The following is a 24,489-nucleotide window of genomic DNA, read 5'->3' on the forward strand; positions in this document are numbered from 1 at the left end:
TTCGCTCTTTCGCTCATTTACTCTTTCACCTTTCTAAACATGGAAGAATCGCTTTATAACTTTTACAATCTGTTCGTTAACGGCAGCCTGCTTGAAGATTTGTATCAGGAAGAACTCCTGTCACCGTTAACCTGGACGGCCGTTGGGCTGGCCTTCGTGGTGGCGTTTGCCTTTTATATCTGGCCCTTCAATAAAGTAAGTTTTAGTGGTTTCGGAAGCTGGCTCCTGATGACGGGCGTGAGCGCGTTGTTTCTGTTCGTTATTACGCTAGTCACCTGCTATCAGAAAGCGAATCAGGACATCCCCCGCGACGAAGCCGACCCGAATCAGGGAACGCTCTTCGATCAGGGCGTCAGCGTCTTTCTGAGTTATGCCTTCGAAATGGCACTGCTCACGGCCATTATTTTCTTTATTATATCCATGGTGCTGAAAAACTTCAGCAAAAACGCCAAACACCGGCCAATGCTCTGGCCATCAAAATAACAGAACGGTATTTGGTTTTTGGTTTACGGTTTGTGGTTGGCTCACCGCACCGGGGGACCGGCAAAATCAACTGGCGCGTCAGCCAACCACAAACCGTAAACCAAAAACCAAATACCGTAAACCAAAAACCAAAGATTCATGGCTAAATTATTTGTGTTCGCCATCGGCGGGACTGGCTCACGGGTGTTGAAAGCACTCACGTTTTTGCTGGCGTCTGGCGTCAAAATGAACAATACCGACGAGGTGATCCCGATCATCCTGGACCCCCACGCCACCAACGATGACCTCCTCCGCACCAAAGATCTGCTACGGGAATACGGTAACATTCGGGCGGGTCTGCAAACGAAACCAACGTCGGGCTTTTTCAGCACCGAAATCAAAACGCTCAACCGGGCTATTGGTGGCAATGCCACCATCGCCGATACCTATGTCTTTGAATTGCAGGGCGTTCAGCAGGAAAAATTCCGGGATTATATCAATTATGAAGGCCTGGACGCGCCCAGCAAAGCCTTCGCCAGTCTGCTGTTTTCGGAAGAAAACCTGGAAACGAAAATGGACATCGGTTTCGTAGGCAACCCAAACATTGGCAGTACGGTACTGAATCAGTTTCGCTATTCCGATGTGTTTCAGGCCTTTGCCGAGAATTTCGGAGCCAACGACCGTATCTTCATTGTCAGCTCTATTTTTGGGGGTACGGGTGCCGCTGGTTTCCCCATTTTGCTCAAGAACATCCGGGGCGCACAGGCACTTGGTCAGATTCCCAATCCGGCCTTCCTGACGAATGCTAAAATTGGTGCCGTTACGGTGATGCCATACTTTAGTCTGACCACTAACGAGAACAAACTGATTGACCCGGCTTCGTTTATCGCTAAAACCAAAGCCGCGCTGAACTATTACCAGAAAGGTGTTAATCCTTCCGTCAATGCCTTGTATTACATCGGCGACGACCAGACAAAGGCTTACACCTATGACCCCGGCGCGGGTGGCCAGAAGAACGAAGCCCATTTTGTGGAAATGGCGTCGGCGCTGGCCATTGTCGATTTTATGAACACCGACGACAGCAGCTTAGCCGTGTCCAATGGCAAGCCAGTCAGCCCGGTTTACAAAGAGTTCGGAATTGAGCAGGATGGGCTGAGTATCCAATTGGGCAACCTGGCCGGTGCAACGAAGCAGATCATCAGCTTGCCGCTGTCGAAGATGGCGTTGTTCAGCACGTATCTGAGTCAGCGACTTCGGCAGGCGGCTGGCACGGTGCAATGGTCCAAAGCTAACCCAACCATTTCAACGTCCTTCCTGAACTCAGGCTTCTTTACCAGCGTCAAAAACTTCGATGCGTCGTTCCGGCAGTGGCTTAGTGAGATGCGGGGAAACAAACGGTCATTTGAGCCTTTCCTACTCGACGCAGCCAACCTGGGCCATACCGTACGGGGCTTCGAGCCAAAAAAGAAAGGTATTTTCGGAGGTGAGTCGGATGTAAAACTTGACATCGTAGACGACCTGGACCAGACGCTCAACAAAACGGCGGAAGGCAAAGCCTACGGCAGCGAAGCCGATAAGTTCATACAATTATTTTCAGAAGGCACCGAGCAGTTCGTCCGCGACCGGTTGCCGAAAGTGATGGATTATTAAACGTTTTCGGTATTCGGTTTACTGTTTTCGGTTGCGCAAAGCGGTCTCGCGTCAGCCAACCGAAAACAGTAAACCGTAAACCTCAACAACATGCCAACAACATTCAGCTTACATAACCCTACCCCTGGTCTTCACTGGTACGTCAGTAAACCCCTTGGCACCGATCAGATTGCGGCTATTCGTGACCCGCAGGGTGGTCAGACCGTGAAGCAGCCAACGTCTATTCCGAGCCCATTTGCCCGGATGGATCTGGTGCGGTCAGCCTTCCTGAACCTGGCCATCAAACCGGACCTCAGCGGCAGCATGAACGACCAGCGCATCGTTTCGGACTGCCTGGACGTGGGCGAGTTGTTCTTCAATTACGACAAGCTCAAAACATTCGTCACCATTACGCCCTTTGATGTTCGCACCGACCTCGAACGGCTGCGCCAGTCGAGCAGCCAGGGGCACAAGCGACTCGGCGACGCCCTGAAACTGTTTCTGGATCAGGACGCGGCTGAATATAATTTCAATGCCATCAATCGCCTGTTTGTCCTCAGCTACCGGGGACGGGTGGTGGGGGGCACATCGCCCAAAACGTTGTTTTTCAGTTCGGGCAATGACCTGAGTTGGGTCGATGTATCCATGGGGAACGACCGTCTATTCGACGCGTCGGTTTGCCCGCTGCACCAGCGCGATATTGAATACCAGAAATTCTGGTACGCCATCAAGCTGTTCATGCCCAATTTCCGGGATCGGTTCCGGGAGGTAGATGACTACTTGAACCGCAGTCGCGCGCTGCTGCAGCAGCAGAATCCGGCCATGTTCTACGAGCATATCGAATCGCAGAATGGTCAGCCCTTGTTGACCCGCGAGAAATTTGATCAGGATTTTGACGAGTTGACGACCGGTCCGGGCGATGTCGTTGAAGTGCTGGGCTTCCCGCTGCGCAAGAAGAAATCCGATGTCCGCGCCATTGATACGGTTAGCGATTTCATTATCAAATCCGACAAATACGCACGACTCAACCCTAATCAGCCACGCCCGATGGCGTTGCAGAATCGGTTTTTCCGGCAATTCACCTATGTGCCACAGGCGCAGTGGAATTCGAATACGCCAGTCCCCTACTACGCCCGCGAGTCGTGGCGCGAAAACCAGCGGCCCTTGCCGGGCCAGCCGGGCAACTACCCCTGGCTCACGGTGAGCGATTTGCTGGAACCGTACCTGATCCGGTTGCCGTTCCCCACCGACCGCGGCCGGTTCTTCGATGGTAATCTGCAAACGTCGGCCACCGACAAAGGATTTCTACTGCCACTTAAGAAGGATTTCTTCGATTTCTTCGATGTAGAGGATTTGTTGCAGGGACGCGTACGCTTGAAGATGACCCCGCAGGGTGGCGGCATCAACGTCACGCTCGACATTCCGGTTACAGCCCCGAATCAGCCGGGCAATCAGTTTGTGACCTTCGAGCGGCTATACAATCCAACCGTGGGAACGTCGAATGCACCAAACGAGACGACCAATGAAGGAATCATCGTCGAGAATTCGTTTACGGTCAATATTTATCCATTTGTGCGCTCGGGCGCAGTTTCGGTGCCCGCCGATTACCGCATTCAGTTGATCGAGTCCGGTTTTGACAGCCAGAATCAATACGAACTGACGTATTTCCGGCAACAGGCCAATGCCGAAGTCAAACCCGAGTCGAAGCACCAGCGCACCGTTCGGCAGCAGAACACCGATGGATCGAGTGTGTATTATGTGTTGCGTGAAGAGTTCGATTACCTGCAAACGCACATCCGCGCCGACGGCCGAGATATGAACGGTATTGTTCTTCCCCGCTGGCAGGAGTACAACGGTGGCAGCAAGCAGTTTGAGTTCTCGGTAGACTTCGGCACCACCAATACCCACGTCGAATATAAAGTTGATGGAGGATCACCCCGGCCCTTCGATGTGGCCGAGTTGACCCCGCAAGTAGCCACGCTGGTTGCTCCGGCGCAGTACAATCCGGCCCTGTTCGAGCTGTTCCTGCTCTATGACCTGGAGTTTGTGCCACCAACCATTGGCCCCGGTCGGCCGGATAGTTTCCCGACGCGCACGGCCATTGCCGAGCCCATGAACCTGAGCTACAACCAGCAAACGCAGGCGCTCGCCGACTTCAACATTCCGTTCTACGTGGAGCGGCAACCAGCAGGTTCTAACCGGATTACCACCAACCTGAAGTGGGCTAAAAACAACGACCAGACCGAACGGCGGGTAGAGGCTTTTCTGGAAGAATTGCTGATGCTGATTAAGAACAAAGTGCTGACTGAAGGCGGCAATCTGACCCAAACGACCGTCTACTGGTTCTTCCCGGCCAGTATGACCCCCGGCCGGGTGAGCCAGCTGCGCGCCGACTGGCAGGAGTTGTATGACCGCTACATTGGCGGAGCGCCGGGTCGCCTGCGTGAAGTGTCGGAATCCGTGGCACCGTTCTATTATTACAAACAAAACCCAACGTTGAGCGCGTCGGCCCGCCCCGTGATCAATGTCGATATTGGTGGCGGCACGTCGGACGTGGTGGTCTACGAACGGAATGAACCGAAGTTGCTGACTTCGTTCCGGTTTGCAGGAAATGCCATTTACGGCGATGCCTTCAGTGAATATGGAGCCGCCAGCCACAACGGGTTTATCCGTAAGTATGCCGATCGGATCCAAACACTTTTAGAAAGCCAAAGCCTTGGTAACCTGAGCGATAATAACCGGCGAATGCTGGACACAAATCGGTCGGAAGACATTATGGCGTTCTGGTTCTCCATCGAAAAGAGCAACGACGTGAAGGCCAAGAGTATGCTGTCGTTCAATGGAATGCTGGCCAAAGATGAGGACATGAAAATTGTCTTTGTCCTGTTCTATACGGCCTTGCTGTATCATATTGCCCGCCTGATGAAGCATCGGGGTATTAACTTGCCGGGCGCCATTACGTTCAGTGGAACAGGCTCGAAACTGCTGACGATCATCAGCACCGACGATCAGATGCTGGGGAAACTAGCGCGGGCCATTTTTGAGAAAGTATATGAGCAACAATACGATACGAGTGGACTTACGCTCTTCTACGAACGAAAAGGGCCGAAGGAAGTCACCTGCAAAGGAGCGCTGATGCAGCCTGCCAACAGCCGGCCTGTCGATACGGAAGCCATTAATTATGTGTATCCGGCCACGTTCAACGACGAATTTCCGACGCTAACTTATGCTGACCTTCGGAAGCCGGAAGTTGTGGATTCACTGCTGAAAGAGACCAACGAATTCATCGATTTCTTCTTTGCTATCAACCAGCAGTTTAGTTTCGTCAGGAACCTGAACGTGTCTTCACGGTCGTTGGTAGTGGCGCAGCAGGAATTGCGGACGCATCTGGATACTTCGTTAATGGATGGTATTCAGCGAAAAGAAAGTGAAGTAGCGGCCGAATACAGCGGTATGATCGATACGCTTAGCTCGACAATCGAAGAAACGCTGTTTTTCTATCCGCTCATTGGCGCGATCAATAAACTGGCGAATGCCCTGGCGTAGTGCATGCTTTTCCCACCACTAAACCTATTCGTATGCCAAAAGTAGCCTACCTAGGCGTTGTCTCTTTGTGCATGTCGGCGTCGCTGACGCTGGCACAAAATGCCAATCAGGCCGCCGTTGATACACTGACAAAAGATGTGGCAATTGCTGTTTTTGCAGGGATCAGCCAGCCGAAAGCGCAGGAAATCTACACGCAATTGCTGGAATGCAGCGATGGCTGCGACCCGCAACAAGTCATTCGCGGGGTAGGTAGCTGGGATCAGGTAGGCGCTAAAATGCAGGAACTGGCCATGCTGAAAAATACAGCCGCCTTCGTAGCGATGTCGCCCGCCGAGGCAAATACCGCCATCCGGAAACAACTGGCTCAGTTTTACGCGAAGTACAAGAGTGACAAAAACTACGGAAAACCCCTCAGCCCGGCCGTTCAGGCGCAGATACTCGCTAAAGTAGATGGCTTGCTTCCACCGGCCGCTGCCCCTGAGCCGTCGGCCCAAACCGCCGACAAGCCAGCCGCGTCGGACGCAGCGGCAGACGACGAAACAGGTATAACGCCGGAAGCGCTCCAGCTCAGTCAGTTGGAGCGCCAGAAAAAGGAGGCAGAAGGAAAACAGCTTTGGATGATGATACTAGGTGCACTTGCAGGACTCGTGGTTGGTGCCGGTGCTGTTTATCTACTGGCCTATCGCGCCCTGAAAAATGAGGTAGATCGACTGACCGACGAGAATGGTAAACTGAGCCGCCAAAATGACAGCTTGTTGCGCAGCAAGCCCGCCAACGAACCCAGGCCGACAAATGAACCCCGTCAGCCACAAGGTGATTTGCGGCAAAAAGCCAGCGCCTACGACGCCATTATAACGGAACTAGGTACCAACAACCCGTTAGTCGCAATTCAGCAACTCAAACAACAGGCTGCCCAGCCTACGCCCCCACCGGCACCCAGAGTCCGTTCGGGCGAACCGGTCATTGAGACGGGGTCGATTACGGACCCCATGCCTGTTCTGACGCAACCCATAGCGCCCCCGGCAGCACCCATTGCCGTGCCCCCTACGCCGGTAGAAGCCCCCGCTCCGGCCCGGTCGGAGGTAGTTTACTTTCCACCCCCCGATCCAACGGGCCAGTTCGATAGTCAGCAAAAAAGTGGTACGCTTTCCCCCGAGTCAGCGTATCGGTTCAGCATCAACGCCAGCAATCCGTCGGTAGCTTCGTTCCGGTTTGAAGCCGAACCGGGGCGGGTGGCGCGCTTTCTGACGTATCGAAACTACATGATCGAACCGGCCTGCGACAGCGAGAACAGCTATACGAGCACCCATACTCGTATTGTTATGCGCCGGGATGGGGAGGCCGTTCTTGAAAACGGTGTCTGGCGCGTGAAGACAAAAGCACTGATCCGGTATGAATAAGGTTCTTATTAGTCTGCTGCTCATTGGTCTTGTGCTTTACCTGTCGGGCTGCTCGGGCTGCTCCCGGTCGGGTAGTCATCAACCCCGGCGAAGCAAGCATAGTACCGCTGACAAAACGGAACAACCGTCATCTGAAACGCCCGCCCCGGCGTCTAAACCAACGCTAACAAAAATGGGAAGCGGCCCAACGGAAGTGGCGATGGAAAAGGCGAATGGCGTTTACAAAGTACCTGTCACGATCAATGGGACACCCATGAAGTTTATTCTGGATACGGGGGCCAGTCTAATTTCGATAACCGCTACCGAAGCTGACTTTATGGTCAAGCACGGCACCATTACGGATGCCGATATTGTCGGCCAATCGCGGTTTCAGGATGCCAGCGGAGCCGTTTCTCCCGGTGCAGTCATTCGGCTCAAATCCGTACAGATTGGCGATCGCGTCCTTGAGAACGTCAACGCCAATGTCGTTGCCAATGCCAAAGCACCCTTGTTGCTGGGTCAGTCGGCCTTATCTCAATTCGGTAAAATTTCGGTGGATTATCGGCGTAATGTTGTGACGTTCGACTGAAATTCGGTGTTTTGTACGTTGTAAAGGTAGTATGTCATAAGCTGGGGCGTGGTAAATAGCTGATACAAAGCCGAACCACGTCCCAGCTTATGACATACTACACATGACCTTTCTCCTCTTCAACCTGTCCCTATGACCGACACCGAACTGACCGACCGACTTCGTGAAGCCATCGTACTCGACGGCCCGGACGCCTGGCGTACAAACGGGTATCTGGAGGATGCCCGGCAGGCTGGTCTGTCAGAAGCCGATGCCCAGAAACGGGCAGTTGCCATTAGCCAGGAAGTGGCCAACAATAATCTGCTGTTTCAAAATATACAGGCCCGCATTGCCCGATTAGCCCAACCATCCCGGATTCATCTGTACGATCAGGATCTGAATCAGATCGTCAATGCGGCTAGTTCCTTAAAACTTTCCCCCGATTTTGTCCGGCATCAGTGGGTGCCAACGGTTCTAAAACGCTTAGGGGGCGAATCGAAAGCGCAACAGCCTCAACCGGTTGTGGAGTCGCCCGTTCCTGCTCCCCCACCGATTGCCGAACCCGTGGCAAAACCAGCCGTCGACCCGTTCGTTGAGCGGACGCCGGAACTACCGAAACCCGCTGTTACTCCTCCCGAACCAGTCCGGTCTGGTAACCCCGTCATTGAGGCCCCGGTTTATGTGTCGCCACCGCCAGTAGCACCGATTGAGCGACCTCTAAAGCCCCCCTCCCCACCAGAACCGGCGCCGGTTGTCCGGTCATTTACGGCTACCCCCGCTCGTGTCAGCAAAGGCCAGCCGGTTACTCTGGCCTGGGAAGTGGACAATTTGCTGGCCGTAACGATTGACGATTTGGGCGAGGGCTTGTCGCCAACAAATCGGGGGTGGGTAAAGCCGACGAAAACAACGGATTATACCCTATTTGACGCGAATAACAATCCCTTGAGTACCGTGCGGGTGGAAGTCATCAAACCAGATCGCAGTGGCTTGTACGGCGTTTTGTTCGCCCTGACCTTACTGGCTGTCATCTACTGGTTTATCAAAAGTACCAACAAAAACGACGACGGCTCAACCATTGACCGGAAAGCAGAGCAGACAACCAGCGCTTCGGATGAACGCCCTTCAAGCCGAAAAAAAAAAGTAAAGCGCGAGAAACGACAGCCAAAAACCGAGACAAGTGAAACGGTTGAACCAACAGCCGAGCCAACCACAAAACTACCCGAGCTCGCTAAAAAAGCCGAACCTCCTGTAAGTAAACCGACTCGGGAAGAAAAACCAGTTTCGGTTGAACCAGCGCCCAAACCAGCTACCCCGGCCGATGCGCGTCAGGGCAAATACGAAGAGGCCTTCGGGGATAAACCATACGATAAAGTTGAATTGGGTACTGATGAGCGAGGCTGGCGTCGGGCTCGAAGCAACGGCCGATGGGGCTATGTCAATGCAAATGACGAATGGGTGATTCAGCCAGAATTTGAGGCCGTCACCCCTTTCCGGGGCAATACGGCCGCCGTATTCCTGAACGGACAGCTTATGACGATTAACCGTTCAGGGGAACAGGTGAAGAAATGAACGTGAAACGACAGTATGCTTTAACCCATTGTCGCTTCACGTTCACTTTTCCTCGGTCCGTGTCCTCACGGACCGCATCAATGAATCGGCACGCGCGGTCCGTGAGGACACGGACCGTGGACATAGTGCATCTACGCCCCGATCCTCACCGATCATTAAGCCTTCTTTGCTTTCTTCTCGCGCTTTTCTTCTTTTTTCTCTTTCGGAGTTTTCGCCGGTTCTTTCTTCGTGTTTTTCTTGGCGTCCTGACTCTTTGCCATAATAATCTGTCTTTAGAAATTAGTTTTTCATTTTATCGTGCTGGCTACTAGCTTCTCTACCGTAAGTCACCCCTAGCCGAGAGCCGCCCGTACGATTCCTGGACTTGTAACGACTTACCACTTTTTTTATTTTCTTATGGGCCCAGCGTCACGGTGAGCTTCTGAAAGGATGTCCAGTAGCCTGAAGAGGTCAGCCCAATCCCATTCCCAGCCAGTAGTTTGAATGGATACGGGCTGCTGCGAATTTCCTGCGCGTTTACGTAAAAATGGAGTTCTTCTCCTTTACGTTGTATGCTAAGTCGATTGCGATTTTTTTCAACCGATACACCCGGCGAGAAGAAATCGGCCGGCATATAATCGCTGACCGTTTTCCCGTTCGATACCCGCACCACCGCCACCTCGCCTTTCTCGTTCAGGGTAAAGGCATTGTAGTTAAGCGAATCGACAACACCAAACAGCACGCCCCCCGTTGGAATACGACCTGAGTCAGCTAGCACATCCACTTTGATGGTGAAAAAATCGGCGTTATTCAGGTTAATATCCCTCGGTAGTTCAACCGCGCTGAAGGCTATCTGTTGGGTGTTTGTATTCCGTTTACGGATACTATACCGACCAAGTCCAATCTGGTAATAATAATCCCCTTTTGTACCAGCCTTCCAGCCATTTCGGTTGGTAGCAAAATCGCCCGCGAACGCTGGCCGATAATCAGCGGTGCTGTTCGCTAACGTCGATGGGCGGGCCGGTACTAGTGGTGTTGATACCGTGCCGGTTTCCGTCCGCTCGGCGGGGGCAGCCGTCGCCGGGCTTACGGGTGCGTTTACGGGCTGGTTGGTTTGCAAACGAGCTGTTGGCTTCAGGGTCACCTTTTGCCACTCGCTCGAAGCCGAATACAGAGCCGACTTTTCCCGTCGCCCGGCCGACTGAGCAAAGCTGCTCGTTAAAAAGAGAGGTATGAAGGCAATGATCAAATAAAAGCGCATCGTTAGTTTGGTAGATCTATTCAGCTTCTGGGGCTTTATAGAAGGGGTTTGGGTGCTAAAACAAGGAGTGTCAATTAAAACGAATACCGGACTAAAGCCGTCGGCTGGCCAGCCTGAAAACCAGGGCTGATCGTTACCGATTGATACCGCCTTGCTTCTTTTTGACTCTGACTATTGCGGACGCCTTTGATGAACGTCAGAATAACATCGGCCGCGGCCACGACAAGAGCGCCCCGCGTCGCCATAAAGTAGGTATGATGATGGTCGTTCGCTGTCTTATAATAGGGTTCGCCAGCTGTCATATTTTTCTGCTGTTCATAAATTGCATACGCATCGTTCGACTTCTGCCGTTCCATAAATCCATAAATCAGCAGCCCATAACAGCCTACCGTTACCAAGGGTCGCAAGCCAATTTTCGGTTTGGGTGTTTGCACGAAAATATTGCCAATCCCAGGCGCCACAACAGATACCAGCGCCCAGGCAGGTCCCGCATAGCGTCGTCTGACCGAACGGGGCTCACTGAGGGGTTCCATTATCGGGCTGGATGGCGTTGGTTGCACAGAAGGCTCGGGCCGTGGCGCCGTGGCCTGCGGAACCGGCGTTGACACAATGGCGGGGGCGGGCGCAGCAGGCGTGGGTTGGCGGGATACGGAATCCGCCAAAACAACGGTAGGCCGTCCTCGCTTTGTTTTTTTGTATTGCGGAACCGGTGCGGCTGACGTTGCCGGTGATTCTGTCACCGCTACGGGGTCACTTTTGGCGGGTTTGGGAGTAGCCGATGCGGGGGCGGGCGTTGTCACGGCTGGCTTTTGAACCACTACAGGTTCGGGTTCCGCTTGTTGGCCCGGTGGTGGCGTAATGCCGGTCTTCACAAAAACCTTTGCCTGAATCTCTTCATTCAGCGAATACCCATTCGCCAGTGCATTCCAGATGATCCGCCGATCAGAGCCGGCCGTAATGCGAAAGCCAAAATCACCCCGAACGAATTCCGGTGAAATGCGCAGGGCACCGCGAATCCGGCTACGGACTTCAAAATAAACCGAATCGCCGTAGCGGGTATTAATCAGGTCATACCGGATTTCGAGCTGCGACGAATCGGCCACCCGAATCCGGACATTCCGAACGCGCTCCTGCGCCCGACTCGACAAGGCCATTGCAAAACACAATAAAAGAGTAAAAACTAGGCGCATGGTGGGTTAGTTACTGACGGTAATTTGTTTAGTAGTCGTAAAGTTGTCATCGCACGCGTTAGCCAGTGTCAACGTTACGGTGTAGGTTCCTGCCTTAGAGTAGTTGTAGGTCACGCGCGTTCCTACGCGGCTTTTGCCACTGCCATCGCCGGGGTCCCAACCGACGGCGCCAATGTCGCCCTGCGGATTTTCGAGAAAAAATGTAACATCTAAACGACCGACGGTATACCCGATCCCGGCAGCCGGTTTAGCACAGGTTAGGAATGTTTTTTTTGTTAAATCAAACGGTTCACAGGCCATTGTAGCCAGTAATACCAACAGATAAATAGCCCGTTTATACATACGTAATTTAAAGAGTCAGGACATTGATTTATTGAGTTGTGGCAATAGCGAAACATAGTTACTTTCTACCCTAAAGAACCACAACACAACAGACGAACGTCTTAGGATTGTCAGCAAAGTAAACAATACTTGGGAAACGAGCCAACGCGTTAAAAACTAAATCCGTTTCTTGCATTCATTTCGGCGGTGGCCAACATTTTTCGTAAATTTAAAGAGTCCAACGACACATTAATTCACCGACTTACCCATGCGCTGGTCAGCTAAAACCAAAGATGAATTAGTAGCCGAGATTCAACGGCTACAACACGAACGCAGCGATGTCGCCGTAACAGATGCATTGCCCGCTTTCGATGTTCGGCATACGGTTGACCAACTGAATCTGGTTGGTCTCACCATTGAACGCGACGGCACGCTTAGTTACGCTAATCCGTATACCTATCGGGTTACGGCCTGGCAACCCGAGCACATCATCGGCAAAAACTTTTTCGACGTCTTTATTCTACCCGCCGACCGGGCCAAACTCGAACATGAGTTTGATGAGGCCTTGACAAAGGGGGGATTTCCTGAACAGAAAGAAATTACCATTCTGGCCCGGAGCGGTGCTCTGCGCAGCGTGCAGGTCAATTCGTTTATTATAAATGGTACTGATGGACACGTTTCATCGTTCACCATCATTGGCGAAGACGTAACGAACAAACGGCGGGTGGCATCGGCCCTCTCCAATACCAATGCCCAATTGCAGGACCTGGTCGATAACACCTCCGACCTGATCCAACTGCTGACACTCGACGGGAAATTCATCTTCGTCAACCGGGCCTGGCGCGAAGCTCTTGGCTACAGTTCCGAAGAAATTTCGGCCCTTAACCTGCGCGATGTCCTCCACCCCGACTATGCCGAAAGTACCCTCGGTCTGCTTAAACGCATACAGGAAGGCGACAAGCTGCCCTATGTAGAAACTGTTTTTCGGGACAAATCCGGGAAGACATTGTTTCTGTCGGGTAGCGTCAACTGCCGTTTCGATAACGGTCGCCCAACGGCGTTTCGTTGCATTCTGCACGATACAACGGGCAAAATCAGGGCCGAAAAATCGCAGAAGCTCTATTACAGCATCGCTAACTGGACCATCAATACGCCCAATCTCGGTGAACTCTATCACAAGATTCACGAAGAGTTGGGCAATATTATGGACGCCCGCAATTTCTTCATTGCCCTGTACGATGCCAGCAAAACTTATCTGTCTTTTCCGTACTACGTCGATGAATATTTTGGCGGCAATATGCGGTTTACGAAACGGAAACTGGGTAACGGATTGATCGAGTACACGATTCTGGCCAACAAGCCCTTGTTTCTGTACGAAAAAGACATTCGTAAGCTCGCCGACCGCGAACACGTTGATCTGTATGGCCAGCTTCAGCCACAGGTGATGCTGACAGCTCCGCTTCGTATTGGCGATGAGATTACGGGCATTATCGGGGTAAAATCGTACGACGACGCTCAAACCTACGGCCCCCGCGACCTCGAACTGCTGGAATTTATTTCTGGACAAGTGGCGCTGGCAATTGCCCGGAAGCAATCAGAAGCCCGGCTGGATAAACAGAATGCCCGACTGAATGCCATTTTCGATAGTAGCACCTACCTGATCTGGTCGGTCAACAAAGCGTTGAAATTGACCTCATTCAACAAAAACTACGCCCGGCTGATAGAGTACCAATTGAACGAAGTGCCGTCCATTCAGGCCAGTGCACCTGATCTGGGTTGGCGGATGATCGGGGTAGACAACCGGAAGAACCTTGAAGAACGGTATCGGCAGGCGTTTCGGGGGTTCGCCCAGAATTTTGAGCTGTTTTTCGAAACACCCAAGGGAGAAACGTATCTCGAATTTCACCTGAACCCTATTTTGCTGGCAGGGGGAGTTATCGAAGAAGTGTCGGGCATTGCGCGCGACATCACCAACCGCAAACGAGCTGAAATCGCGACTCGCCAGAGTGAAGAGAAATTCCGGGGTATTTTCGAAAACCTGCAGGATATTTATGCGCGTGTCGATCGGAAAGGGCGTATTACGATGATCAGTCCGTCGGTCTTTAAACGGATGGGGTACACACCCGACGAAGTGCTGGGACAGGATATAACCCAGTATTTCATCGACGCCAATGAAATACGGCATGCCATGTTCAAGCTGGCCCGCAACCGCAGCCTCCGGAACTTTGAAGCCAGCATGCGCCGTAAAGACGGCAGCGAACGCCAGTTTATGTTTAACATGCTGATGCTCAACGATGGGCCAGGCAGCGATTCGGTCGTGGCCGTTTTGGCCCGCGATATTACGGAGTTAAAGCGACAATCGGCTGAACTGGTTAAAGCGAAAAACGAGGCAGAGCGGTCATTGAAAGTAAAAGAGCAGTTTCTGGCCAACATGAGCCATGAAATCCGAACGCCGATGAACGGAATTATCGGCATGATCGACCTGCTGAATGACACGCAGTTGGACGAAGAACAACGCAGTTATGTCAAAACCGTCAAGCGGTCGTCGGAAACCCTGCTGAATATTCTGAACGATATTCTGGATTTGTCTAAAATCGAGGCCGGGAAAATGGTGCTCCATGAGTCGCCAGTGGCGTTTAAGGAGATTTTCGAGAAGTTGATTGCGCTATTCGGGCAACAGGCCAACTCTAAAAACAATGAACTAACCTACCATCTCGGTCCTGACTTACCCACTTTCGTTATCGCCGACCAGACCCGGCTGCTGCAGGTCCTGTCGAACCTGACCTCGAATGCCATTAAATTCACCGAGAACGGCACAATTCGAGTTGAAGCGACGCTACTCAGCAAACACGGAAAATTCAACCGAATCCGGGTGGCGGTGAAAGACTCGGGTATTGGCATCTCCCCGCAAAACATCAACCTGCTCTTTAATTCCTTTAGCCAGGTGGATACATCCTCCCGCAAATCGTTTGGAGGAACCGGCCTGGGCTTAGCTATCTCGAAAGAACTGGCGACGCTGATGAAAGGCGAAATTGGGGTCGATTCCACGGTAGGAATGGGCAGTTCGTTCTGGTTTACCATCGAACTGAAGGAAACCAGCATTAGCCCCACTCAACAAACTACGGAAGTTGCCGAAATTGCCCTTGCCAACTTCTTTAGCGCTTATCACCCCAAGGTGTTGCTGGTAGACGACAACGCGGTGAACCGCAAAGTAGCCAGCGAAATTCTACGAAAATCGGGCTGCGTTGTGATCACGGCCGATAGTGGCCCGGCCGCCATTAGTGAAGTGCAGAAAACCCACGGTGAAGGAGCCGAAGCCGGTTTCGACGTCATTTTCATGGACATTCAGATGCCCGATATGGATGGTGTAGAAACGACGAGGAATCTGCGTAAACAGTTTGGTAATCAATTGCCAACGATTGTTGCCATGACGGCCTATTCCATGCGCGAAGACCGCGAGCGGTTCATCAGCCAGGGCCTCGACGATTACATTGCCAAGCCGATTCGCGCTCAAAGCCTGATCGCTAAAGTGAAGGAGCTTACCGATACCAAGCGGGCGAAACAGAACACGACTCCGGCTAAGCCGGCTGAACCCACACAGCCTGCCGTCGATCCCAAACTACCCATTATCGATGAAGAGATTGTTGGGCAGCTTCGTGACATTGGCGGTCAGGAATTGGTTGACAGCATCATGGAAGAGTTCGTGACGGAGGCCACCGATCTGGTGAATGGTGCCCTGGCGGCCTACGATCTTGGCGATATTCCTACGGTGAAGAGCCATTTGCACACCTTAAAAGGAAGCGCAGGAACCATTGGTATAGCCCGCGTGGCCGACATTGCCCGAACGGCCGAAGGAAAGCTAAAAGTAAATGACACCAGTGGATTGCTAGACGCCCTTCATGCGCTGGAAGAATCGTTTAACGAATTCCTGACAACCTGGAAAAGCTAACGGTTCGTTTTTGTCATTCAGACGATAGCCGCCTAGCTATTATCTGAATGACAAAAACAAGGCAGGACCGCTTTACCTTAGTCAGGAATATTGAACGCCTTTTGAACCGCTTTGTAATCGCTATAATCAATAGCGCCCACACGACCGTTAACGGCTACAGCACCCGGTATAATGACGTACCTAAACTGCTGTGTAGTAAGCGCATACGAGGCTCTAAGTTCAATTCGACCTACATAAATTCGTTGGTGAACCGTAAAGGTAGTGGTGCCAAAAGTCTCTGCGTATGGCAGGCTTAATATACGACCACCTTCATTCCAGTACACCCGAACATCGGCCTTATCCAGCACCGCTTGTGTAATGGGGGTCGCAGTTATATTACCTACATACAAAGTACTACCTCCTGTGAATGTCGTACTGATCCAGGGTGAATACTGCACATCGGCAGTGCCTGTTGCCCCTTGCGGACCCGCTGGACCCGTCGGTCCGGCTGGGCCAGTTGCGCCTGTGTCTCCCTTCGGGCCAGGGTCGCCAGCTTTGGGCTGACATTGTTGAAAACAAAACGAAACGAAACAGAGGCAGGTAGCGACGAATATAAGCGGTAAGCGATTCATAAAGTTAGTGATTAGTAGTTTGACCTTGGTTTGTGAAGGGGAAGGTCGAAAGTCTCCTGTTCGTTGTCAATAAATGCACTCTGAATCAGGTATTAATACGCTTACTATCCGTAAAATTCACCTCTCTCCTAACCGTTAACTCAGTCTTGCATCTGCAACAGTGACTTGCTCAGCGAAATAGGGTCAATTAACCCAAGCCAATTCCGTTGACGTTTTGGGGTTCGTCATCGTCTATACAATCGTCTATCAGCCAGTTAAACAGGCTACAAACTAAAAGAGAGACAAGCTTGTTTCGCCCTATTTGCTGTCCACAAACGTACTTCCGTTGTCCGATTCTGGACAATCAACTGACTTTAAAAATGAGAAAATAGCAGCCAATTGGCTGAAATCAGCCTTTTTCTGCTTTGGCAGGGCATTTGTTTAGCAAATAACAAGTAAATACAATCAGAACGTAGCTGACGGATATGAACAGAGCCTATTTGGGGGAATTCGAAGAGCTGGTTTTACTGACAGTCGCGGTACTGGAAGGGCAGGCTTATGGCGTAACCGTTGCGGGTGAACTAAAGCAGCGCACCAGCCGCATCATCAGTCTGAGTGGTGTTCATATCGCGCTATATCGACTGGAAGAAAAGGGGTTCCTGCTCTCTGAACTGGGTGGCGCTACCAATGAACGGGGCGGCCGTCGGAAACGATTCTTTACCGTTACCGCTGCTGGGAAACAAACCTTGCGTGAAATGAGAGACGTACGCAATCAACTCTGGGACTCCATTCCAACGACTTCGCTGATCTGAACCATGGCCAACCACGCTCCTACTCCCCCTGCCTGGGCTGATCGGCTGCTTACCTGGGTTTGCCCGTCTGCGTTACGGGAAGAGCTATTGGGCGATCTGCACGAGCAGTTTGCCGATCAGGTAGCCCAGGTTGGCGAACGAAAGGCCCGCCAGTTCTACAGTCTGGAAGTACTCCGGTTTGTCCGCCCTTACTTTCTCAGCCGACGAGTTGCCAGTTTTACGAACTCATCAACCAGCACCAAATCAACAGGTACACCTCGCTATAGCTCCAACGAATATCCTCAACCCTCATTTCTTCACCCTGCTATGCTCAGCAATTATATCAAAATCGCTTTTCGCAACCTTTGGAAAAGCAAAGGTTATGCGGCCATCAACGTAGTTGGCCTGTCGGTCGCGTTTGTTATCAGCACCTTTCTGTTTCTAACCACCTATTTCCAGCTCAGTTTCGATTCGTTTCATACGGATGGTGACCGTGTTTATAAAGCCAATCTCTTCTTCAATGACCCCGAAAAGGCAAGTTATTCAGGAACATTACCGCTACCCTTCACCCCGGCCCTGAAAGCCGAGTACCCCGAAATAGAAGCCGCAGCACGACTGATGAACGGCAGCAACGTGGTTGAATACAAAGGGAAATTTTTCGACAAAAATGTCATGTTCACTGATCCTGACTTTTTGAAAATATTCTCATTCCCCCTACTCAAAGGAAACAGGGCAACCGCCCTCAATGACCGGAGCAATATTGTTATCAGTCAGAGTATGGCGAAGGCTATATTTGGCAAGGAAGATCCGATGGGCAAACGGGTGCTGCTGGGCCGGGATAGCAACGCAAAAGAATTCACCGTCAGTGGGGTATTAGCGGATTTTCCAACCAATTCAACCATTCAGTACGATGCCTTTATTCAGATTACCAACGCGGGTAATTACCAGTCGGATAAAGACAAATGGGATGCCATGTCGCATGCTGCTTACGTGAAGTTATCCCCCAATGTGAGCCGGGCAACGGTTGAAAACCGGTTAAAATCCTTTGCCACAAAATACTTTTCCGGCGACATCGAGAAGCTTAAAAAGAAAGGAGCCAAACCCGATGAACGGGGCGATTTGTTTGCCATACGGTTACAAAAATTGTCCGATATTCATTTTAACACAGAAACAGGTGGTAAATCGGGGGAGCCAATTACCCTAATATACGCCCTGGCCGGGATCGGCTTTTTCATTCTCCTGATCGCGTGCATCAACTTCATTAACCTGAGTATTGCCCGGTCCTTTATCCGAGCCAAAGAAGTAGGTGTTCGCAAGTCGCTTGGGGCGCTCAAAACACAATTATTTGTGCAGATATGGGGTGAAGCGGCTCTTATTTGCTTCGTTGGCTTTCTGGTTGGGATGGTCCTTACTTACCTCCTTCTACCAGCTTTCAACACGACGTTTCAGGGAAAACTCACCCTCGACTACATGCTGCAACCCGACAAACTGGTGCTCATACTGAGTTTATTTGGTCTAGTAACACTGGTGGCGGGTGGGTATCCAGCCTTGCAGATGTCGAAGTTCAACGCCGTCGATGTATTGAAAGGAAAGATAACGATGAAGCGACCGGGATTCCTGCGTAATTCGCTCATTGTAACCCAGTTCACTTTATCAACTTTGCTGATTTGCTGCACCATCATAGCTGTGCAGCAGGTACGCCACATGCGTGGGCAACCGCTCGGCTTTCAGAAGGAGGAAGTCATCAGCATTCCTGTGGGCAACCAGGAAGATGGCCAGTTGGTCCTCAAACGCATGCGCAATCGGCTGGCCAGCGACCCGACCATTATTGCCATAACCGGCAGTGGTGTTAACCTTGGTCTGGGCAAAGACAGAAGTACGTCCAGATCGGTCATGGGCTTCACCTATAAGGAAAAAGAAATTTCAACTGACTGGCTGCAAGTCGATTACGACTACCTTAAAACGCTTAATATCAAGCTCTTGTCAGGTCGAGAATTTAGCCCGGCTTATCCGTCAGATACACTCGACCGGGTGGTAATTACGGAAAGTATGGCCAAAATGATCGGCGAGAAAGATCCGGTAGGCAAATACTTCCAGACGGATACAGCGGGCGTAAAATACCAGATTATTGGCCTTGTCCCAGACTTTCATTTGTATTCGTCGAAGAGTGAGAAGAAGCCAATTACGATGTATCTGGCCCATTCGCAGCCTATCAGCTACGTTTTTGTTCGGGTAGCTCCGCAAAGTCTGGCGGGTTCGATGGACAAGCTGAAAGCGGTTTGGAAGGAAGTGGCACCGAAATCAGAGTTTATCGGGTCGTTTATGGACGAAAATACCAATGCCTGGTATAAAGGGGAAGAACAGCTCTCGAAGATTTTCAGCCTTGCGTCGAGCATAGCAATTCTGCTCTCCTGCCTAGGCCTGTTTGCTGTTGCACTGATGGTAATTGAACAGCGGACCAAAGAGATTGGCGTTCGTAAAGTACTGGGTGCCAGCATTCCGAATATTGTCTTCATTCTCTCGCAGGACTTCGTGAAGCTGGTCGTTCTGGCTATCGTTATTGCGACGCCCCTGGCCTGGTTCTTTATGCAAAAATGGCTGGATGGCTATTCCTACCGTATCGAAATAAGTGCCTGGATATTCGTTTTGGTTGGTATGGCCGCTATTTTGATTGCCCTCGCTACGGTCAGCTTTCACAGCATCAAAGCGGCCCTGATGAATCCCGTTAAGAGTTTACGAAGTGAATAATTAAATTCAATTGACGATGAAACACCTACTCATTGCCCTGCTTACCTGCATCAGTTTAGCCGCCATGCCCCAGCGTTCAGCAGCCTCCAATCTACGAACGCGGATTTCTGACGATAACAGAACCCTTTCCATTCAGCTCGATGGCAACCAGGGTGGACGCAAAATTCATCTGAGCGAAACGTTCGATGTAACAGGCATGAATCCTGTTCAGAAAGAGTTTCTCAAGTACCGTACTTTTAGATCAGTTGGTGTTTTTATGCCGATCCGTGAGATGCCGTGGCTGATTTTTGGACCGCTTTGCCTGATTATTTTCAGTGTGTCGCTATTAGTTGTGCGTTACCAGACTAAGCATCGTGGTTTGACAAGAGCCACGTTGATGTAGCTTTTGACTGAGTTCACTAAAAAAGCCGGGCCTTAGTAGGCCCGGCTCCAAGAATAAATCAAGTGATCTATTATTGTAAATTAGCGTCTTCGCGGCTATTGAAGGTATCGCCCTGGTTGATATCGCCGGTTTTGAATCCCTTCGAAAACCAGTAGACGCGCTGGGCTGATGTACCATGTGTAAACGCATCGGGGACCACCGTTCCGCGCGTTTCCTGCTGAATCCGGTCATCGCCAATGGCGTTGGCTGCCGTTAAGGCACTCTCGATATCGTTCTTATCCAGTTCAATCGTTTTGCCCTGTGCTTTATTGGCCCATACCCCGGCAAAAAAGTCGGCCTGTAATTCCAGGCGAACCGAGAGTTTGTTTTGTTCCCGTTCGCTGAGCTGGCCTCGCATCCCATCTACTTTGTCCATGATACCTAATTGCTTCTGTACGTGGTGCCCAATTTCATGAGCAATCACATAGGACATGGCAAAGTCACCGGGAACCTTAAACCGATCACGGAGTTCATCGTAAAACGAGAGATCGATGTATACTTTTTGGTCGGCGGGGCAATAGAAAGGGCCCGAAGCTTCAGAAGCTGTACCGCATCCCGACGTAGTTGCCCGATCAAACATAACCAGTGTTGGCTTGCGATATTGCGACCCCTGATCGGCAAATACTTTCGTCCAGACGTCTTCTGTGCTGGCTAATGTTTTCCGGGTAAAGCTGGCGGCTTCTCCCTCAGCCTGCTGATCGGCAGGTGATGTTGCCTGACTGGGCGCAGCCTGATTCAGCACTTCGGTCGGGTCGCCACCCAACAGCATCACGATAACCGCAATGACAACCGAGCCAATGCCGCCACCTACAAGTAAGCCGCCACCACCGCTTCCCCGGCGATCTTCGACATTATCACTTTCACGTCCTCCTAACCAACGCATGATTTTCTTTAGTTAAATGGTGATTATGCAAATTGACTTCTGCTGGCAAGATTACTGTTTCCAGCAGTAAAATGTTTAATCTACTTCACTTATTCACCGCGGTTTAGCCCGTTCGTACTGTATAGGCCACACCGTTTCATCTCCTAGATCGTGTGTGGCATGCAGTGGAAAATAGGGGTCCCGTAGAAACTCCCGTGCCAACAGAATTAAATCTGCCTGTCCGGTTGTCAGGATTTCTTCGGCCTGACTGGCCGTTGTAATCAAGCCAACAGCCGCCGTTGTTATACCGGTATCCTGCTTAATGCGCTTGGCGAAAGGCACTTGGTAACCGGGGCCAACGGGAATTTTTGCGTTCGCTACATTGCCACCTGTCGAGGCATCCAGTACATCGACACCTTTCTCTTTAAGAATTCCCGCCAGCTTTACGGAATCCTCAATTGTCCAGCCACCTTCCGTCCAATCCGTTGCCGATATGCGAACAAATAACGGCAATGTTGCTGGCCAGACCGTTTGGACGCGCTCGATGACTTCCAGTAACAAACGGATACGGTTCTCGAATGAACCGCCGTAGGCATCGGTGCGCTGATTGCTCAACGGCGACAAAAACTGGTGGAGCAGATACCCGTGGGCTGCGTGCAGTTCGATAACCTGAAAGCCGGCCTCAATTGATCGTTGTGTAGCGGCCACAAAATCAGCCCGCACTTTTTCGAGACCATCTTCCGTCAGAGCCAATGGGGCTGGTGCATCAGCTACAAACGGAATGGCACTGGGCGCAACGGTCTGCCAGCCATTTTCTTCGTTCGGGAAAATCGCTTTGCCTCCCTCCCACGGGCGTCTGGTACTGGCCTTCCGACCCGCATGTGCCAGTTGGATACCTGCAACAGCCCCGTTCTGCTGAATAAACTGGGTAATTCGTTTCAGACCGGCAATGTGTTCATCTTTCCAGATACCCAGATCATTCGGCGAAATCCGCCCTTCAGGCGATACGGCTGCAGCCTCAGTTATGATTAGCCCCGCTCCCCCAACGGCACGGCTGCCTAAATGCACCAGATGCCAGTCGGTGGAGAAGCCGTCTTCGCTGGAATATTGACACATGGGCGATACGACAAGGCGATTTTTGAGTTGAATACTACGGATAGAAAGCGGACTAAACAGAGCAGACATACAAGTTTTAAAAGACGTTACTAACTATAAACATTCATTCTTGATTATCGTTAGAAATACCACAACAAAACCTCAATAATGATGGCTACTGATTCAAAAATTGACCGGCGGGATGACGTCAATCCGAAAGAAGGCGAGCATAAATATGGCGACGTTGACTTCGCCGACCGCACAAACAAAAAGTACCCTATCGATACGCCAGAACACGTTCGGGCTGCCTGGAATTACATCAATCACAAAGACAACGCGGCTAAATATGACGCCGACGAAGTGAACGTGATTAAAGACCGCATCAGAAAAGCGGCCAAAAAGCATGACGTGACCATTGACGAAGAGTAATCTGTCCAGACTATCAGCAACAATCGTTCGTTTCTTCTTGCAACGAAAAACGCCCAACTTCGAAAAGCCGGGCGTTTTTTTTACATCAGGGAAGGCCTAATTAGATCTTCTCTTTCACGACTTTAACATCTTTTTTAGCGCGGTCTTTCATCAGTTCGCCTTCCTTTTTCACCCGGTCTTTACGGGCTGCTTTGAGGGCGTCCTTATCACCGGTCATTTTAGCGGCTTCCCGTTCGGCTTTATTTGCTTTCAAAGCGGCTTTGTCGCCAGCAACTTCTGCTTTTGCTTCAACAACATCTGCTTTCTTTTTCATTTTGCTATCCTGGGCCTGAGCAACGCTAAAGGTCAAGGCAAGTGCAGCGAATGCAATAAGTACTTTTTTCATAACAATGGTGGCTTGAAGCCTTTTAGTGAGTGATTATCGTTTTGAAGTCAGTAATTCTAACTAAGATTCTACTACTTAACCAATATTGAGTAGTCTTGTTTAAAGCAACCGGTTCTTTAATCCAACCTTAATCTACTACTTCGTTGTTTCGGTCGGCGGCCTGGTCGGTCAGAGTAGTCAATACCGATTCTGAAAGGGCCGTTTCGCTGTCTTTCCCCAAGGCGCGTTTTTCTCCGATTCCACCAGGATCGGGCAGTATCGAATTGACGATAGCCATCGTTTCGGCCACCAGATTGGGAGCCAGTCCCTGAAGAGCCACCCCTATTTTAGCGGGCAGCGAAATCACGCGCTCGGCTTCGCCATACCGACAGGCTTCTATGATTTCGCGGGCGGCCTCCCTCGATCCCATCGTTAAAAACGGAATTGAATCACTCACTTTAAAAGCCGCATATTCTTTTTCATGCTGACCTTTGAAGATAGCATTCCGTGGACTACCCGTTCGCATCAGGCCGGGCGAGACTGTTGTCACGTAAATTCCTTTTCTCTGCAACTCTGCCCGCAGCCCTGCCGAATAGCCCACCTGTGCAAACTTGCTGGTCGAGTAAGGCATCAAATGAGGCACTGAGACTTTGCCACCAATCGACGTAATATTCACAATACGGCCCGGCATGGATTTGCCCGGCATGGAGGTGCCCGGCATGGATTTGCCCTCTTGCTCAGTACGTGCTAACATGTGCGGCAATACGGCGTTGGTCATATAAAATGTCGCCCAGAAATGGGTATCCATGGCGTACCGAAAATCATCTTCCGTTGCATGTTCGTAGGGCGTCACGATGATTGTCCCTGCATTATTGATGAGCACATCAACCGGCCCTAGAGCCTGTCGGACGTTCTCTACGAAATGTTCAACCTGAATTTTGTTCGTTACGTCGCATACCTCAGTGTAAACAACCACTCCCAGTTGCGTCAGTTCCTCTTCGGCCCGGTCGAGTTCATCGGGATCACGGGAACAGATCGCCAGATTAGCCCCTTCCTTCGCCAGGAGCCTGGCCAGTTCAAGACCCAGTCCCCGCGATCCGCCGGTAATCAATACGGTCTTATCCCGAAAATCGATTTTACGTTTCTGAGCCAGTACGGCTTTAATGGCCGTCCATGTGCCTACAGCAGCAAGGCCCCAAAGCAAGGCTTTCGTTTGAATTGATGCATTCATGGTTTGTTCTTCCTATCGTTGAATTACCATAACAGCCATTTGGCAGGAAGGTTATAGCTAAATCAGCAGATCTTATTTAATATCCATTTATATAGATTTTATAAC

At 51.1% G+C, this 24,489-nt stretch carries 19 protein-coding genes; 11 read left to right on the top strand and 8 right to left on the bottom strand.

The window, feature by feature from the left end; genetic code table 11:
- Positions 1-39: 39 nt before the first annotated feature.
- The 6 genes from SD10_RS17570 (at position 40) to SD10_RS17595 (ending at position 9,153) form a co-directional block, all read left to right on the top strand.
- Positions 40-483 (top strand): hypothetical protein, encoded by a 444-nt coding sequence (locus SD10_RS17570; RefSeq protein ID WP_046575506.1) that lies wholly within the window; start codon positions 40-42, stop codon positions 481-483.
- A gap of 138 nt (positions 484-621) precedes the next feature.
- Positions 622-2,112 (top strand): hypothetical protein, encoded by a 1,491-nt coding sequence (locus SD10_RS17575; protein ID WP_046575508.1) that lies wholly within the window; start codon positions 622-624, stop codon positions 2,110-2,112.
- A gap of 90 nt (positions 2,113-2,202) precedes the next feature.
- Positions 2,203-5,637 carry an acetate and sugar kinases/Hsc70/actin family protein gene (locus tag SD10_RS17580; protein WP_046575510.1) on the top strand — a complete coding sequence of 1,145 codons (3,435 nt, stop codon included), beginning with the start codon at positions 2,203-2,205 and terminating at the stop codon, positions 5,635-5,637.
- 32 nt (positions 5,638-5,669) lie between these two features.
- Complete coding sequence (locus SD10_RS17585) at positions 5,670-7,037, top strand: hypothetical protein (RefSeq protein WP_046575512.1); 1,368 nt, start codon at positions 5,670-5,672, stop codon at positions 7,035-7,037.
- On the top strand, positions 7,030-7,605 hold the full coding sequence (locus SD10_RS17590) for a retropepsin-like aspartic protease family protein (protein ID WP_046575514.1): 576 nt from the start codon (positions 7,030-7,032) through the stop codon (positions 7,603-7,605). Before SD10_RS17585 ends, SD10_RS17590 begins: the two co-directional genes overlap by 8 nt.
- Before the next feature lie 132 nt (positions 7,606-7,737).
- Entirely contained in the window at positions 7,738-9,153 is a 1,416-nt protein-coding gene (locus SD10_RS17595; protein ID WP_046575516.1) for a WG repeat-containing protein, read from the top strand.
- A gap of 394 nt (positions 9,154-9,547) precedes the next feature.
- On the opposite strand, the gene SD10_RS17600 is transcribed toward SD10_RS17595, so the two are convergent.
- The 3 genes from SD10_RS17600 to SD10_RS17610 all read right to left on the bottom strand — a co-directional run bounded on the left by SD10_RS17600 (position 9,548) and on the right by SD10_RS17610 (position 11,925).
- A complete protein-coding gene (locus SD10_RS17600) occupies positions 9,548-10,393 on the bottom strand; it encodes a hypothetical protein (protein WP_046575517.1) in 846 nt (281 codons plus the stop codon).
- A 74-nt stretch (positions 10,394-10,467) separates the two neighbouring features.
- Complete coding sequence (locus SD10_RS17605; protein ID WP_046575520.1) at positions 10,468-11,583, bottom strand: hypothetical protein; 1,116 nt, start codon at positions 11,581-11,583, stop codon at positions 10,468-10,470.
- Between the two features lie 6 nt (positions 11,584-11,589).
- On the bottom strand, positions 11,590-11,925 hold the full coding sequence (locus tag SD10_RS17610; protein ID WP_046575521.1) for a PKD domain-containing protein: 336 nt from the start codon (positions 11,923-11,925) through the stop codon (positions 11,590-11,592).
- A gap of 247 nt (positions 11,926-12,172) precedes the next feature.
- On the opposite strand from SD10_RS17610, the gene SD10_RS17615 reads away from it, so the two are divergent.
- On the top strand, positions 12,173-15,853 hold the full coding sequence (locus SD10_RS17615) for a PAS domain S-box protein (protein WP_082111630.1): 3,681 nt from the start codon (positions 12,173-12,175) through the stop codon (positions 15,851-15,853).
- A 77-nt stretch (positions 15,854-15,930) separates the two neighbouring features.
- On the opposite strand, the gene SD10_RS30295 is transcribed toward SD10_RS17615, so the two are convergent.
- Positions 15,931-16,464, bottom strand: coding sequence for a collagen-like triple helix repeat-containing protein (locus SD10_RS30295; protein WP_046575523.1), 534 nt, complete (start codon positions 16,462-16,464; stop codon positions 15,931-15,933).
- A gap of 464 nt (positions 16,465-16,928) precedes the next feature.
- Here SD10_RS30295 and SD10_RS17625 point away from each other — a divergent pair, with 464 nt between their 5' ends.
- Genes SD10_RS17625 through SD10_RS28815 form a run of 3 tightly spaced genes read left to right on the top strand, consistent with a single transcriptional unit; the run spans position 16,929 to position 20,364 of the window.
- Entirely contained in the window at positions 16,929-17,255 is a 327-nt protein-coding gene (locus SD10_RS17625; RefSeq protein ID WP_046575525.1) for a PadR family transcriptional regulator, read from the top strand.
- A gap of 3 nt (positions 17,256-17,258) precedes the next feature.
- Positions 17,259-19,982 carry an ABC transporter permease gene (locus SD10_RS17630; protein WP_227699002.1) on the top strand — a complete coding sequence of 908 codons (2,724 nt, stop codon included), beginning with the start codon at positions 17,259-17,261 and terminating at the stop codon, positions 19,980-19,982.
- Between the two features lie 16 nt (positions 19,983-19,998).
- Positions 19,999-20,364, top strand: a complete 366-nt coding sequence (locus SD10_RS28815) for a hypothetical protein (RefSeq protein WP_052731215.1) — start codon at positions 19,999-20,001, stop codon at positions 20,362-20,364.
- A gap of 70 nt (positions 20,365-20,434) precedes the next feature.
- Here the strand turns inward: SD10_RS28815 and ypfJ are convergent, their stop codons facing one another.
- Positions 20,435-21,286 carry a KPN_02809 family neutral zinc metallopeptidase gene (ypfJ, locus tag SD10_RS17640; RefSeq protein ID WP_046575526.1) on the bottom strand — a complete coding sequence of 284 codons (852 nt, stop codon included), beginning with the start codon at positions 21,284-21,286 and terminating at the stop codon, positions 20,435-20,437.
- A gap of 93 nt (positions 21,287-21,379) precedes the next feature.
- Complete coding sequence (gene namA, locus SD10_RS17645; RefSeq protein ID WP_082111631.1) at positions 21,380-22,450, bottom strand: NADPH dehydrogenase NamA; 1,071 nt, start codon at positions 22,448-22,450, stop codon at positions 21,380-21,382.
- Positions 22,451-22,528: 78 nt separating this feature from the next.
- On the opposite strand from namA, the gene SD10_RS17650 reads away from it, so the two are divergent.
- On the top strand, positions 22,529-22,789 hold the full coding sequence (locus tag SD10_RS17650; protein ID WP_227699003.1) for a DUF6582 domain-containing protein: 261 nt from the start codon (positions 22,529-22,531) through the stop codon (positions 22,787-22,789).
- Between the two features lie 100 nt (positions 22,790-22,889).
- Here SD10_RS17650 and SD10_RS17655 read toward each other — a convergent pair whose 3' ends face one another.
- Together SD10_RS17655 and SD10_RS17660 are read right to left on the bottom strand one after the other, a co-directional pair.
- Complete coding sequence (locus tag SD10_RS17655) at positions 22,890-23,174, bottom strand: hypothetical protein (protein WP_046575535.1); 285 nt, start codon at positions 23,172-23,174, stop codon at positions 22,890-22,892.
- 127 nt (positions 23,175-23,301) lie between these two features.
- The gene (locus tag SD10_RS17660; protein ID WP_046575537.1) at positions 23,302-24,384 is read right to left on the bottom strand and encodes an SDR family NAD(P)-dependent oxidoreductase; all 1,083 of its coding nucleotides are present in this window, start codon (positions 24,382-24,384) and stop codon (positions 23,302-23,304) included.
- Positions 24,385-24,489 lie beyond the last annotated feature (105 nt).

The organism is Spirosoma radiotolerans, assembly GCF_000974425.1.
Lineage (GTDB): Bacteria > Bacteroidota > Bacteroidia > Cytophagales > Spirosomataceae > Spirosoma > Spirosoma radiotolerans.